At 29.3% G+C, this 13,775-nt stretch carries 18 protein-coding genes and 1 pseudogene; all 19 read left to right on the top strand.

From position 1 onward, the window contains the following. Positions 1-11: 11 nt before the first annotated feature. The 19 genes and pseudogenes from JFY71_RS08285 to JFY71_RS08375 all read left to right on the top strand — a co-directional run bounded on the left by JFY71_RS08285 (position 12) and on the right by JFY71_RS08375 (position 13,745). Positions 12-1,745, top strand: a complete 1,734-nt coding sequence (locus JFY71_RS08285) for a DUF2207 family protein (protein ID WP_243660341.1) — start codon at positions 12-14, stop codon at positions 1,743-1,745. A 171-nt stretch (positions 1,746-1,916) separates the two neighbouring features. Beyond that, positions 1,917-3,650, top strand: a complete 1,734-nt coding sequence (gene ade, locus JFY71_RS08290; RefSeq protein WP_243660342.1) for an adenine deaminase — start codon at positions 1,917-1,919, stop codon at positions 3,648-3,650. A 162-nt stretch (positions 3,651-3,812) separates the two neighbouring features. Further along, positions 3,813-4,205, top strand: coding sequence for a hypothetical protein (locus tag JFY71_RS08295; RefSeq protein WP_243660343.1), 393 nt, complete (start codon positions 3,813-3,815; stop codon positions 4,203-4,205). Continuing rightward, the gene (locus JFY71_RS08300; RefSeq protein WP_243660344.1) at positions 4,183-5,025 is read left to right on the top strand and encodes a carboxylate--amine ligase; all 843 of its coding nucleotides are present in this window, start codon (positions 4,183-4,185) and stop codon (positions 5,023-5,025) included. Before JFY71_RS08295 ends, JFY71_RS08300 begins: the two co-directional genes overlap by 23 nt. 562 nt (positions 5,026-5,587) lie before the next feature. Further along, positions 5,588-5,959, top strand: a complete 372-nt coding sequence (gene ylxM, locus JFY71_RS08305) for a YlxM family DNA-binding protein (protein WP_243660345.1) — start codon at positions 5,588-5,590, stop codon at positions 5,957-5,959. Continuing rightward, positions 5,956-7,300, top strand: a pseudogene (gene ffh / locus JFY71_RS08310) (signal recognition particle protein). Before ylxM ends, ffh begins: the two are co-directional and overlap by 4 nt. A gap of 30 nt (positions 7,301-7,330) precedes the next feature. Further along, on the top strand, positions 7,331-7,609 hold the full coding sequence (rpsP, locus tag JFY71_RS08315; protein WP_243660346.1) for a 30S ribosomal protein S16: 279 nt from the start codon (positions 7,331-7,333) through the stop codon (positions 7,607-7,609). 23 nt (positions 7,610-7,632) lie between these two features. Next, positions 7,633-7,863 carry a KH domain-containing protein gene (locus JFY71_RS08320; RefSeq protein WP_243660347.1) on the top strand — a complete coding sequence of 77 codons (231 nt, stop codon included), beginning with the start codon at positions 7,633-7,635 and terminating at the stop codon, positions 7,861-7,863. 6 nt (positions 7,864-7,869) lie between these two features. Next, a complete protein-coding gene (gene rimM / locus JFY71_RS08325) occupies positions 7,870-8,364 on the top strand; it encodes a ribosome maturation factor RimM (protein ID WP_243660348.1) in 495 nt (164 codons plus the stop codon). Beyond that, positions 8,364-9,059 (top strand): tRNA (guanosine(37)-N1)-methyltransferase TrmD, encoded by a 696-nt coding sequence (gene trmD / locus JFY71_RS08330; protein WP_243660349.1) that lies wholly within the window; start codon positions 8,364-8,366, stop codon positions 9,057-9,059. The genes rimM and trmD overlap by 1 nt, the downstream gene beginning before the upstream one ends. A 91-nt stretch (positions 9,060-9,150) precedes the next feature. Continuing rightward, the gene (gene rplS / locus JFY71_RS08335) at positions 9,151-9,498 is read left to right on the top strand and encodes a 50S ribosomal protein L19 (protein ID WP_243660350.1); all 348 of its coding nucleotides are present in this window, start codon (positions 9,151-9,153) and stop codon (positions 9,496-9,498) included. Positions 9,499-9,798: 300 nt separating this feature from the next. Continuing rightward, the gene (ylqF, locus tag JFY71_RS08340) at positions 9,799-10,662 is read left to right on the top strand and encodes a ribosome biogenesis GTPase YlqF (RefSeq protein ID WP_243662154.1); all 864 of its coding nucleotides are present in this window, start codon (positions 9,799-9,801) and stop codon (positions 10,660-10,662) included. Continuing rightward, positions 10,649-11,263, top strand: a complete 615-nt coding sequence (locus JFY71_RS08345; protein ID WP_243660351.1) for a ribonuclease HII — start codon at positions 10,649-10,651, stop codon at positions 11,261-11,263. Before ylqF ends, JFY71_RS08345 begins: the two co-directional genes overlap by 14 nt. A 1-nt stretch (position 11,264) precedes the next feature. Continuing rightward, complete coding sequence (locus JFY71_RS08350; protein WP_243660352.1) at positions 11,265-11,612, top strand: YraN family protein; 348 nt, start codon at positions 11,265-11,267, stop codon at positions 11,610-11,612. Between the two features lie 8 nt (positions 11,613-11,620). Beyond that, on the top strand, positions 11,621-12,109 hold the full coding sequence (mog, locus tag JFY71_RS08355; protein WP_243660353.1) for a molybdopterin adenylyltransferase: 489 nt from the start codon (positions 11,621-11,623) through the stop codon (positions 12,107-12,109). Positions 12,110-12,167: 58 nt separating this feature from the next. After that, the gene (gene efp / locus JFY71_RS08360; RefSeq protein ID WP_243660354.1) at positions 12,168-12,725 is read left to right on the top strand and encodes an elongation factor P; all 558 of its coding nucleotides are present in this window, start codon (positions 12,168-12,170) and stop codon (positions 12,723-12,725) included. Positions 12,726-12,742: 17 nt separating this feature from the next. Beyond that, entirely contained in the window at positions 12,743-13,033 is a 291-nt protein-coding gene (locus JFY71_RS08365) for a CD1247 N-terminal domain-containing protein (protein WP_243660355.1), read from the top strand. A 72-nt stretch (positions 13,034-13,105) separates the two neighbouring features. Further along, positions 13,106-13,321, top strand: a complete 216-nt coding sequence (locus JFY71_RS08370; RefSeq protein WP_243660356.1) for a helix-turn-helix transcriptional regulator — start codon at positions 13,106-13,108, stop codon at positions 13,319-13,321. After that, positions 13,308-13,745, top strand: a complete 438-nt coding sequence (locus JFY71_RS08375; protein ID WP_243660357.1) for a hypothetical protein — start codon at positions 13,308-13,310, stop codon at positions 13,743-13,745. The genes JFY71_RS08370 and JFY71_RS08375 overlap by 14 nt, the downstream gene beginning before the upstream one ends. Positions 13,746-13,775: the final 30 nt, after the last annotated feature.

A 13,775-nucleotide genomic window follows, 5' to 3' on the forward strand; every position in this document is an offset into this window, starting at 1 on the left:
GGGGTTTGTATATGAAAAAAATTAAATTAATTATTTTAAGTATAATATTATTATTGTTTCCAACAATATCTTTTGCAACAGAATTGGAATCTGTTAATATAAATGTTAAATTGGAGCAAGAGGGAGATGCTATATTAACAAATGAATACAATTACTATGATGATGAAGGTACTGAACATTATATAGTTATGGGAAATTTATCAGATTCTGAAATAATGGATTATGTTGTTTACTATAACAATAAACCAATGGAATTTGTAGATAATTGGAACACAAGTTGGTCCTTTGAAGAAAAAAGTGGAAAATATGGTTTTGTAGAAACTAATAATGGTTATGAATTATGTTATGGTATTTCCGAATATGGAAATAATAATTTTGTAGTTCAATATAAATTAACAAATTTTGTAAAAAATTCAGATGACTATCAGTTTTTCAATTGGAAATTTATTAATGATAAATTATCTGAAGATATTGATAGAGTAAAAGTTGAAATAGAAGTTGAAAATTATGACTTATCCTATGAAAATTCTAAAATTTGGGCATTTGGATATGATGGTGAGATTAATTTTGAAAATGGCAAAATAGTAGCGGAAAATAATAGACAATTTAAAGACACAAATTATCTTACTATACTTACCCAATTTACTGAACCTATTTTTTCAACAAGTTCATCGGTAAATAAAAGCTTTGAAGAAATACAAAAAGAGGCCTTTGAAGGCTCTAGTTATACTATAGATGAATCCGGAAAAGGTGGAAAAAGTAAAAGTGATGAATCAAAACCATCAACCCATATAGCTGCTTCAAGTGTATTTAAATTTCTAGGACCAATAATATTATTAATTACAGGTTTATTACTTAGCTGGCAATCTAAAAGAGTTAAGAAAGATAATTATAAAGGAACTGAATCAAACTATATAAAGGTCGATAGAAAGAGCAATAAGGGACTTTATTATAGGGAGATTCCATATTCCGGAAACTTAGGTGATTTATTAATTATGCTAAATGGTAAATGGCCTAAGTATTTAGAAAATTATATATCGGCGTATTTTTTAAAATGGATTCAAGAAAAGAAAATAGAAACAGTAAAGGATAAATCTGGAATAGTATTTAAAAAAGAAAAAATTTCTTTTAAAATCTTAGAAGATAATATTAACACAACAGATGCTTTTGAAAATTATTTGTATAATGCAGTATTAAGTGCAGCAAAAGGTAAAGGAATACTTGAAGCTAAGGATTTTAAATCATGGGCGAGTAAAAATCATGTTGATTTAACATCCAGTGTAGCAGATTTTACAGACTTATCTAAGAATTTATTCGAGGATTTAGGATATGTGAATTTGGAGACAAAAGTTAATAGATTTTCCAAACATACAAAGATTTTATTAACCTCAAAAGGTCAAGAGTTAATGGACAATTTAGTACGATTTGAAAATTATCTCAAGGACTATTCGTTATTAAATACTAGGGATTCTTACAATGTTCATATTTGGGATAATTATATGATATATGCAGCATTACTTGGAATAACGAAGGAAGTTGAAAAGGAATTTGAAAAACTATATCCTGACTATTATAATGAAACATATTATGATCTAGAGACAATTTTTTGGATTAGAATTTTTTCTTCAGGCTTCTATTCTTCCTATAGCAGTGCAGCCAGCCCTTCTTCCGGTGCTGGAGGTTTTTCCAGTTTAGGTGGAGGAGGAGGTTCTTTCGGTGGCGGAAGTGGCGGAGGAACACGATAAAAAACTTAATAAATATTTTAGAAATAATACCTTAAATAGATTTGAGGTATTATTTTTTATTAGTCAAATACAGGTAGCAATTAGATTTAGCTTAAAATACTGCTTTTAGAGCTAGGTAAGATGCTATATAATATAAAGAAAGAATTGAATATTTTATTACAGGAGGAAACTATGGATAAACTAAAATTAAAGACATTAATAGATGCAGCAGCTGGAAGAAAACCATGTAGTAAAGTTTTTAAAAATTGTAGAATTATAGATGTATTTGGACATAGGATAATTGAAGGAAATGTAGGGATATTTGAGGATTATATAGTTGGAATTGGTGATTATGAAGGTGTAGAAGAAATAGATTTAAAGGGAAAATACCTTTCTCCAGGATTTATTGATGGGCATATTCATATTGAATCATCCTATTTAAGTCCTGAAGAGTTGGGAAGTCTTTTAGTACCTTGTGGTACAACTACTATAATCGCCGACCCTCATGAAATTGTAAATGTAAATGGATTAGCTGGCTTAGATTATATGATAGATGCATCATATAACACTAAATTGGATATTAAATTTATGATTCCTTCATGTGTACCGGCAACTCCTTTTGAAAATGCAGGAGCAGTTATAAATGCAGAGGACATGATAGAACATATTAATAAAGAGGAGATTTTAGGCTTAGGGGAGTTTATGAATTTTCCGGGAATAATTAACGGAGACCCTATGGTAATAGATAAACTGAATTTAGCTATTAAAAATGGGAAGTTAATAGATGGACATTCACCGGGAGTTACAGGGAAAGATTTAAATGCCTATATATTGCCTGGAATTAATACGGAACACGAATGTAGTACAGCAGATGAAATGCATGAAAGACTGTCAAAAGGAATGTATATTCTATTAAGGGAAGGTTCCGCTTGCCATGAACTAAGACTATTAATTAAAGAGGTTACAGAGGAAAATAGTAGAAGATGTTTATTCTGTTCTGATGACAGACAACCTAAAACCATATTAGAGGAAGGTCATATAGACAACCATTTAAGAATATCTGTTGAATCCGGAATAGATCCTATAACAGCAATTCAAATGGCTTCATTAAATGCGGCAGAATGTTTTAAGTTACATAATAAAGGTGCAATTGCACCGGGCTATAAGGCTGATTTAGTAGTTCTTGAGGATTTAAATAAATTTAAGGTAGAACAGGTATATATTAATGGTGAAAAAGTAGCTGAAAAGGGAAAATATTTATTTGAAATAGAGAAAGTTAACAGCGATATTGTAAGAAGCAGCTTTAATGTAAAAGATTTTACAATAGATAAATTACAGTTGAAAATACCATCAGGAAAAGCCAATATAATAGAGATTCAACCAGGTGGTGTTGTAACAAAAAGAGTAGTAGAAGAAGTAAATATAGACGAAAATAAAGAATTTATTTATTCAGAAGATAGGGATATATTAAAAGTAGCAGTAGTTGAAAGGCATAAGGGTACCGGAAATGTTGCAACAGGACTATTAAAAGGGTATGGATTAAAAAATGGTGCAGTAGCCTTATCAATTGCTCATGATTCCCATAATATTATAGTAGTTGGTGCTAACGATAAGGATATGTATTTTGCCGTAAATGAATTAGTAAAACAAAATGGCGGCATTATTGTTGTGGACAAAGAAAAGGTAATCGGAAGTATGCCAATGCCTTTAGGTGGTATTATGAGCGATAAATCAGGAGAATGGGTAGATAAAAAGCTATCTGAAATTCATGACATTGCCTATGACAATTTAAAGATTAATAAAGATGTGGAACCAATAATGACCCTATGTTTTATGTCCCTAGCAGTAATACCGGAAGTTAAACTTACAGATAAGGGCTTATTTGATGTAGGTAAATTTGATTTTATTGATGTAGAAGTACAATAGTATATATTTAAAAGTATTATAGATATTCATATCTTGTAAAAATTCCAAAGAAGGTATATACTTTCTTTGGAATTTTTAAGAATAAAATACAATATATTAATAATTTATAATATCTTATGTTACTATAATATGGTATATAAAATTAATTTGTTAGGAGTTACAATGAATACAGTTTTTCTTCCTATTATATTAGGAACAGATATAAATGCATATGGTGTAGCAAGGTCCTTTCACCAAGCCTATGGTATAAAATCCATTGCTTTAGGAAAACAAGCACTACCATTTACACAGAATTCAAAAATAGTAGAAGTTTTTACCTTTAAAGATTTTGATAAACAAGATGTATTTTCAAACAAAATGGTAGAAATTGCCGAAAAATATAAAAATACAGGAAAAAAATTATTGCTTATTTCCTGTTCAGATGGTTACACAAGTCTTATTACAGAAAACAGGGATTTATTGGAAAAATATTATTTATTTAATTATGTTCCCTTAGAATTACAAAGGCAGTTGGAAAACAAAAAAGATTTTTATGAAAATTTGCGAAAAGTATAATTTAAACTATCCAAATACCTATGTAATATCCAAAGATATGAGAAATAATTATGAGATTCCCTTTGAGTTTCCACTAGCAGTAAAAGCAAATGATAGTATAGAATATTTGAATTTGGATTTTCCTGGAAAAAAGAAGGCTTATAAGGCAAATAATGAAGAAGAATATAATCAGATTATCAGCGATATTTATAATGCCGGTTATAGTGGTGAGTTAATAGTCCAGGACTATATTCCCGGAGACCATTCTACAATGGCTGTTTTAAACGCTTATGTTGATTCAAAAGGTAGAGTTAAAATGATGTGCTTTGGAAAATGCCTGCTAGATGAGTCATTACCGGAGGGAATTGGAAACTACAATGCCTTAGTAACACAGGACAACCCTGAAATTTATAAAATGTGCAAAAAATTTCTTGAAGATATTAACTATAGAGGATTTGCAAATTTTGATTTTAAATATGATATAAGGGACAAGAAGTATAAGGTATTTGAAATAAATATAAGACAGGGAAGATCCAGTTTTTATATGACAACAGGTGGTTGTAACTTTGTTACATTTCTAGTAGATGATCTTATATATAATGAAGATAAACCAATATATTACCACAAAAATGAAAAATTATGGTTATACGTAGATCCATTAGTACTTAAAAAGTATGCCAATGAAAAAGATAAAGAATATGTTAAAAAACTATTAGCAGATGGTTTTGAATTTACCCAATGGTATAAAGAAGATAGAAACTTAAAAAGATTTTTAAACTATTGGAGAAGAAGACTTGGAACAATAAAATATTATCCAAAATTCCAACCGGGCAGAGATTAATGACCTAACACTGCTTGCGTCTTTTGCAAGTAGATGTAGGTCAGATACAGCGAAGTCCAAATCTACGATTTGGCAAACGAAGCAGTGAAATGACCTAACCCCAAATCTATGATTTGGTGGTAGGTCTAATGCAACCTGTTTCCCAAGGTTCGAAGAAGCTTGGAAGAAACAGTCTGCAATAAGACAAAGTGAAATAGAAGTAAGAGATAAAAGAGAAAGAATTATACCCTCTAGAAAAGAGAAACTCATCTAACCCCAAATCTGTGATTTGGTGGTAGGTCTAATGCAACCTGTTTCCCAAGGTAGGACGAAGCTTGAAAAAAACAGTTTGTTTTAAGACAAAAAAGAAATCTTTTGAAAAAGTTTTAAAAAAGAATAGTTAAAACTATGAAAAATATTTAATAAAATATATGCCAAAAATTATTTTGAAAGGGCATATTTTTTATTTTATTAATTATTATTTCTTATATAAAAAATATAAAAAAATCATTGACTTTTAAATCTTTTGCAAGTATAATATACAAGGTCAATGTAAAAGGTTGACAGTGCAAAAGAGGTAATTATGGAAAAGCTAGTGGAAGTTGCAATACTTTTTGATTATTATGGTGAGTTATTGTCTAAGAAACAATTTAAAATGGTTGATGAGTATTACAATGAGGATTTATCTTTAACAGAAATAGCTGAATTAAATAATATTTCTAAACAAGCTGTATCAGAAAATTTAAAAAGAGCTATTAATAAGCTATATAGTTTTGAAAAAAAACTTAATTTAATAAATAAAGGTTATAATGCAAGTAAATTATTAAAAAAAATCAAAGAAGATTTAAATAATTTAGCTTTAAAGTATAGCTTTAGTGAAGAGATAATATATAAGGATATTATTTTTGAAATAGATAAATTCTTAGATGAAAATGCAGGAGATAATTATTTATGATATTTGAAAACCTATCGGACAAATTACAAAATGCACTTTCAAAATTAACAGGAAAAGGAAAATTAACAGAAAAAGATATTGATGTTGCTATGAGAGAGGTAAAACTTGCTCTTTTAGAAGCGGATGTTAACTTCAAAGTTGTTAAGGATTTTATAAAAACTGTTAAAGAAAGAGCGCTAGGAGTAGAGGTAATGGAAAGTCTTACTCCTGGACAACAAGTTATAAAAATTGTTAATGAAGAATTAACAAAGCTAATGGGAGAAAGTGAAGCAAAAATAAACTTTTCTTCAAATCCACCAACTGTAATATTATTATGTGGATTACAGGGGGCTGGTAAGACCACACATGGTGGTAAACTAGCATTACATTTAAAGAAACAAGGCAAAAGACCTATTTTAGTTGCTGGTGATATTTACAGACCTGCAGCAATTAAACAACTGCAAGTTGTAGGTGAAAAAGTTGATGTACCTGTATTTTCCTTAGGGGATAAAATTAGTCCTGTAGAAATAGCTAAACAAGCTGTAGAAGAAGCTAAAAAGAATAACAACGATGTTGTAATTGTAGATACTGCAGGTAGACTTCATATTGATGAAGAATTAATGCAAGAGTTAAAGGATATTAAGTCAACGGTTAATCCGGATGAAATTCTTCTAGTTGTCGATGCTATGACAGGGCAAGATGCAGTTAATGTTGCAAAATCCTTTAATGAAGAATTAGATGTTACAGGAATTATTTTAACTAAGCTTGACGGTGATGCAAGAGGTGGGGCAGCATTATCTATACGAAATGTTGCAGAAAAACCAATTAAATTTATTGGTGTAGGAGAGAAGTTAGACGAATTAGAACCTTTCCATCCAGATAGAATGGCTTCAAGAATACTAGGCATGGGTGATGTTCTTTCATTAATCGAAAGGGCTCAAACTGCAATAGATGAAAAGAAGGCTAAGGAATTAGAAGAAAAAATTAGATCGCAAAAATATTCCTTTAATGATTTCCTTGAACAATTAGATCAAATAAGAAGCATGGGACCATTAGATGAACTTTTAGGAATGATTCCTGGAGTAAATTCTAAAGCATTAAAGGGGTTGAGTTTCGGAGACAAGGAAATTAAAAGAATTGAAGCTATGATTCAATCTATGACTCATTATGAAAGGGAAAATCCTGAAATAATAGATTCAAGTAGGAGAAAAAAGAATAGCAAAGGGTTCTGGAACAACAGTTTCCGAGTTAAATAAATTATTGAAACAATTTAAAGAAACAAGAAAAATGATGAAACAAATGGGCAATATGGGTAAAAACATGAAAAAAAGAGGAAAATTTGGACTTCCCTTTTTTAAATAAATTTTAAACAATATTTTGGAGGTTTTATAAATGGCAGTAAAAATTAGATTAAAAAGAATGGGATCAAAGAAAAATCCATTTTATAGAATAGTAGTAGCAGATATAAGAGCACCTAGAGATGGTAAGTTTATTGAAGAAATTGGATATTACAATCCTTTAACAGAACCAAAAACAGTTAAGGTAGATGCTGAAAAAGTTAATAAATGGATAAAAAATGGTGCAAAACCTACTGATACAGTAAATAGATTATTTAAAAACAACGGTGTTTACGAAACTAAAAACGATAATTCAGAAGAAGTTTCAGAGTAAGAGTCCTACCATTAGGAGGTATTATGGTTGAATTAGTAGAAACTATTGCTAAAGAACTAGTAGAAAATCCAGATGCAGTAGTTGTAACACATAGGGAAGAAGGAAATACCTTAATAATAGAAGTAAAGGCTGATCCTAATGATCTAGGTAGAATTATTGGAAAAGAAGGAAGAATAGCTAAGGCTATAAGAACAGTAGTTAAAGCTGCGGCCATAAAAGATGGCGTTAAAGTAGTAGTGGACATTATGCAGTAGGTAATTATGGAATTTGTAAAAGTAGGATATATTACAAATACACATGGTATTAAGGGTGATTTAAAGGTCTATCCTCTAACTGATGATCCTAAGAGATTTGAAGACGATATTGATTTTTTTCTTGACGATAATAAAATCAAGGTAAGAATAATAAAAAGTCGTATTTACAGGGGACTCGTATATATTAAACTTGAAGGTTTTAATAATATAAATGAAGTATTGAAGTTTAAAGATAAATATATATATATAAAAGAAGAAGATAGAATGGAATTACCAAAGGGTACCTATTATATTTCTGATTTAATTGGTATGGAAGTTATTAATGACTCTAAGGTTGTTGGATATATTAAGGATGTACTTATTAATTCGAAAAATGATATTTACTTATGTGAAACAAAAAATAAAAAAGAATTTATGATACCGGCAGTTAAAGAATTTGTTAAGGAAATAGATATAAAAAATAAAAAAGTTTATGTAGAACTTATAGAAGGAATGCTCTAATGAAATTCAAAGTATTGACTTTATTTCCGGAGTTTATTAATTCATTAAATTCTTATGGAGTTATAGGAAGGGCAATTGAACAAGAAAAAATAGAATTAATTGTAAAAAATATTAGAGATTATTCTAAGGATAAACACAATAGGGTTGATGATGAAATATATGGTGGAGGAGCAGGAATGTTAATGACTCCACAGCCTGTTTATGATTCTATTATGGATGTAAAAACAGAAAATTCTATTGTAATATATATGTCACCACAAGGTAGGGTTTTAAATCAAAACATATGTAAAGAGCTATTGAATTACGAAGATATAATTCTATTATGTGGACATTATGAAGGAATTGATTCTAGAATTGTTGACAATTATGTCGATATGGAACTTTCAATTGGCGATTTCGTTATGACCGGTGGAGAATTGGCTGCTATGGTAGTAATAGATTCTGTTTCCAGATTAGTAGATGGTGTATTAGGCAATGAAGAAAGTGTAGTAACAGATTCTCACTATAATCTTCTATTGCAGAATAATGTTTATACAAGACCTAGGGAATTTAATGGACTTAAAGTTCCAGAAGTGTTATTTAGTGGAAACCATAAAGAAATTGAAAAGTGGAAACATGAAAGTTCATTAAAAAACACTAAGGAAAAAAGACCGGATATATATGAAAAATATATTAAAGATAATAAATTGAAATAGAAATTTTATTATGATATAATCACAAAGTTATGTAAAACGGATGGTCCTCTGCTTAATAGCATGAACATTTATAAATTAGGAGGATTTACAAATGGATATAATCAAGCAAATAGAACAAGAACAATTAAGAGAAAACAGTTTTGATTTTAATGTTGGTGATACAGTAGTATTAGACTATAGAATTGTTGAAGGTGGAAAAGAAAGAGTTCAAAAGTTTGAAGGAACAGTTATTAAAATTCAAGGAACTGGTTCAAGAAAAACTTTTACTGTAAGAAGAGTAGCTTATGGTACAGGAATTGAAAGAACTTTCCCAATTCATTCACCAAGAATTGAAAACTTGAAAGTTACAAGAAAAGGTAAAGCTAGAAGATCTAAATTATATTACTTAAGAGATAGAGTAGGTAAATCTGCAAAAGTTAAAGAATATAAGAACTTCTAATAGGAGCGCTATTAATAGCGCTTTTTTTATGTAAATGAAAATAGCATATAGACAGATTCATGAAACATGCAGCCAATCAAAGCCTTTGTCTAGGACCTACTTGTAATTTCAGTATTTTCTAAGAGGGAATGGTCAGATTAGATAAAAATAAGGAAGGTTAAAATCTTTATTTTAGAGATAAAATATTTTTTAATATTTAGAAATATATAATTGAGGTATTTAATTTTTTATATTAAACTTTAAATATAGAGTATTAAACTTTTAAATTAGTTATATTGTGAGGAAAAAATTATGAATAATATGAACATAAATTGGTACCCTGGACATATGAAAAAAACCATTGATTCTTTAAAAGCATCTTTAAAATTAGTGGATATTGTTGCAGAATTATTGGATTCCAGAATACCTATTTCAAGTAGAAATCCATTAATAGATGAAATTTTAGGCGATAAGCCTAGAATAATATTAATGAATAAAATGGACTTATCGGATAAAAAGGAAAATGAAAAATGGATGGAATACTTTAAAAAAGAAGGCCATGAAACTGTTATGATAAATTCTATGACAGGCTATGGTGTTAAAAATATTGAAAAGGCTTGTCGTTCACAACTAAGGGAAAAGTTTGAAAAAAACAAAGAAAAAAATATTTTATCAGATAGGATTAGATTGATGATTGTGGGAATACCCAATGTTGGAAAATCAACATTAATTAATAGGTTGGCCAATAAAAAATCAGCCAAAGTTGGAAATAGACCAGGGGTAACTCGCCATAATCAGTGGATAAAAACATCTGGAAATATGGAACTATTGGATACACCTGGAGTTTTATGGCCTAAATTTGAAGATAAGTTAACAGGACTTAATTTAGCCTATACAGGAGCAATTAAAGATGAAATAATGGATGTGGACAATTTAGCCTTTTCACTAATAGAAACTTTACAAAAAATAGATCCTAAAATACTTTCTACTAGATATAATATTAAGACAGACAATAAATCTACATTGGAAATTATGGAAGAAATAGCATTGAGAAGAGGTGCTATTTTAAAGGGTAAGGAAATAGATTACACTAAAACAGCCAATATTGTATTAGATGAATTTAGAAAGGGTATATTAGGTAATATTACTTTAGAAAAAGTAGAGGATATAGATGTTCGAGTATGATTTAACAAAATACTACAATAATAATTTCAAAATAGCAGGTGTAGATGAGGTTGGAAGAGGACCATTAGCAGGTCCGGTAGTTTCATGTGCTATTATAATGCCAAATGATAAATTTATTGAAGGAATAAAAGATTCTAAAAAATTAACGGAGAAAAAAAGAATAGCCTTAGATGAAGAAATAAGACAAGAGGCTATTGCTATAGGAATTGGTGTAGTAGACGAAAGAACAATAGATGAAATCAATATAAAACAAGCAACAAGACTTGCAATGAAAATAGCTGTAGAAAATTTACAAGATAAAAATGGGAAAAATCTTTCACCTGATGTAACTTTTATAGACGCAGAGAATATAGATTTAAATATAAGGCAGGAATCTTTAATTAAGGGAGACGATATTTGTTATCCAATAGCCTGTGCATCGATAGTTGCTAAAGTTTATAGGGACAATTTATTTATTGACTTTGACAAAGAATATCCGGGATATGACTTTTTAAACAATAAAGGATATGGAACTAAGAAACATAGGGAAGCAATACTTGAATTAGGAGTAACTCCTATACATCGACATAGTTTTTTAAAAAAATTATTAGGGAAAAAATAGTATGAATTCTAAAACTATAGGAAACAAAGGTGAAAACCTTGCATTAGAGTTTTTGCTAAACAAAGGGTATAATTATATAGAAAGAAATTTTAGTACAAGAACCGGAGAAGTTGATTTAATTTTACAGGACAATGAATATCTTGTATTTGTAGAGGTAAAATTAAGGAAAAATACTAAATTTGGATATCCAAGGGATTTTGTTACTTTAAACAAGCAAAATAAGATTATTTCTACAGCAGAATCCTTTATTCAAATAAATAATCTATATGATTTTCAACCAAGATTTGACATAGTAGAAATTATAGAAGATGAAAATATTATTGAGCATATTATTAATGCATTTCCGTAGGAGGTAAAATGTTTAAAGCAGCTATATTGACCATATCCGATAAAGGGAGTAAAGGCGAAAGAGAAGATTTAAGCGGTAAGGTTATTAAAGAAATATTATTGGAAAATAAATACCAAGTAGCAATTTATGAAATTATTCCAGATGAACAGAGTACCATAGAAAATAAATTAATAGAGTTTGCAGATAAATACCAAGTGGATTTAATTTTAACTACAGGCGGAACCGGATTTAGTAAAAGGGATGTTACACCGGAAGCTACAATTAAGGTAGCAACTAAATTAGTACCTGGAATATCAGAAGCAATTAGACAATTTAGCTTACAAATTACTAAAAGAGCCATGCTTTCAAGAGCGGCATCAGTAATTAGAAACAACACTTTAATAATTAATTTACCGGGAAGTCCAAAGGCAGTAAGAGAAAGTTTAGAATATATTATTACAGAATTAGACCATGGACTTAATATATTAAAAGGAAAAGATTCAGAATGTGCAAGATAACTTGTTAAGCATTCTTTCTATTGATATAATTAATTAAGAAAATATTTAGGAGGTACATATGATATCAGCAGGAGATTTTAGAAAGGGTACTACTTTTGAAATGGATGGCGATGTTTGGCAAATTATAGATTTTCAACACGTTAAACCAGGAAAAGGTGCTGCTTTTGTTAGAGCAAAAATCAAATCAGTAATGACTGGTGCTAATAAAGATATAACTTTTAACCCATCAGAAAAATATCAGGAAGCGAGAATAGAAACTAAGGAAATGCAATACTTATACAATGATGGATCATTATATTATTTTATGGATCCAGTAAGTTATGAGCAAGTTCCAATAGACTCTGAAGGAGTTTCCGATGCTATAAATTATATAAGGGAAAATGATAATGCAACAATTAAGTTCTACCAAGGAAGTCCTTTCTCTGTTGCGGCTCCAAATTTTGTAGAATTAGAAGTAACTCACACAGAACCAGGAGTAAAAGGAGATACTGCAACAGGGGCAACAAAACCTGCAACAGTAGAAACAGGAGCAACAGTATTAGTTCCTTTATTTATTAATGAAGGAGATATAATAAAAATAGATACAAGAACTAACGAATACTTATCAAGAGTATAAAAACAAGGAGGTTCAAAATGGATAATATTTATGAAAATATTGCATATTTAAGAGGACTAGCGGAAGGAATATCTGTAGAAGAAGATGGTAAAACAGGTAAACTTTTACTAGGTATCATCGATGTATTAGATGATTTAGCAGAAGAAGTTGAAGCTTTATCATATGATGTTGAAGATGTTGAAGAATACTTAACATTTATGGATGATGACCTTTCAGACGTAGAAGAATGTTTATTTGAATATGACGATGATTATGACGACTATGATGATTATGATGAATTCATAGAAGATGATGATCTGGAAGATTAAGAAAACTAGATGCTGAAAAGCATCTTTTTTTGTGGGAAAATGTAAAGGAACCTTGACAAAAGAGGTGGTAAGTTGAAAAACAAAGTTAAAGAATTTAGAAAGGAATTTAAATTAAGTCAAGATGAATTTGCAAAAGTAATTAGAGTTTCAAGGCAAACTGTTAGTTCCATAGAGACGGGAAAATATAACCCTTCGTTGGAATTAGCTTTTACGATAGCTGATTTTTTTGGAAAGTCAATTGAAGAAGTATTTATTCATAAAAGGGGTAAAATGTATGAAAAAGAATAATTTAATAGTTAGTTTAATATATCTAATATTAGGAATTTTGATACTCATTAGTACATTGTTTTATACTATTAAATATGAGTCAATAATATTTGGTTTTGCTTTTATAGGAGCAGGATTAGGAGGGGGTATCAGATATATATATTGGACAAGGGGGAAGAATATTAAAAAATATGAAGAAAGAAGAGAATTAAGAGAAATCGAATTAGAGGATGAGAGAAAAGAGCATTTAAGAAATATATCGGGAAGATATACCTATATAATAGGGCTTATTATAATATTTTTATCATTTATAACTTCAACTATAGTCTTAATGTTAGACTTAATAGAAGGAATAGAAATATTATGGACATATCTTATTATCTATCTTATCTTTCAATATATAGTGGGTGTTATAATTTTTAAGAGATTAGACAAAAAATATTAAAAACCAGATGAAATTTTCATCTGGTTTAAA

It is taken from the genome of Miniphocaeibacter halophilus, assembly GCF_016458825.1.
GTDB classification, from domain to species: Bacteria; Bacillota; Clostridia; order Tissierellales; family Peptoniphilaceae; genus Miniphocaeibacter; species Miniphocaeibacter halophilus.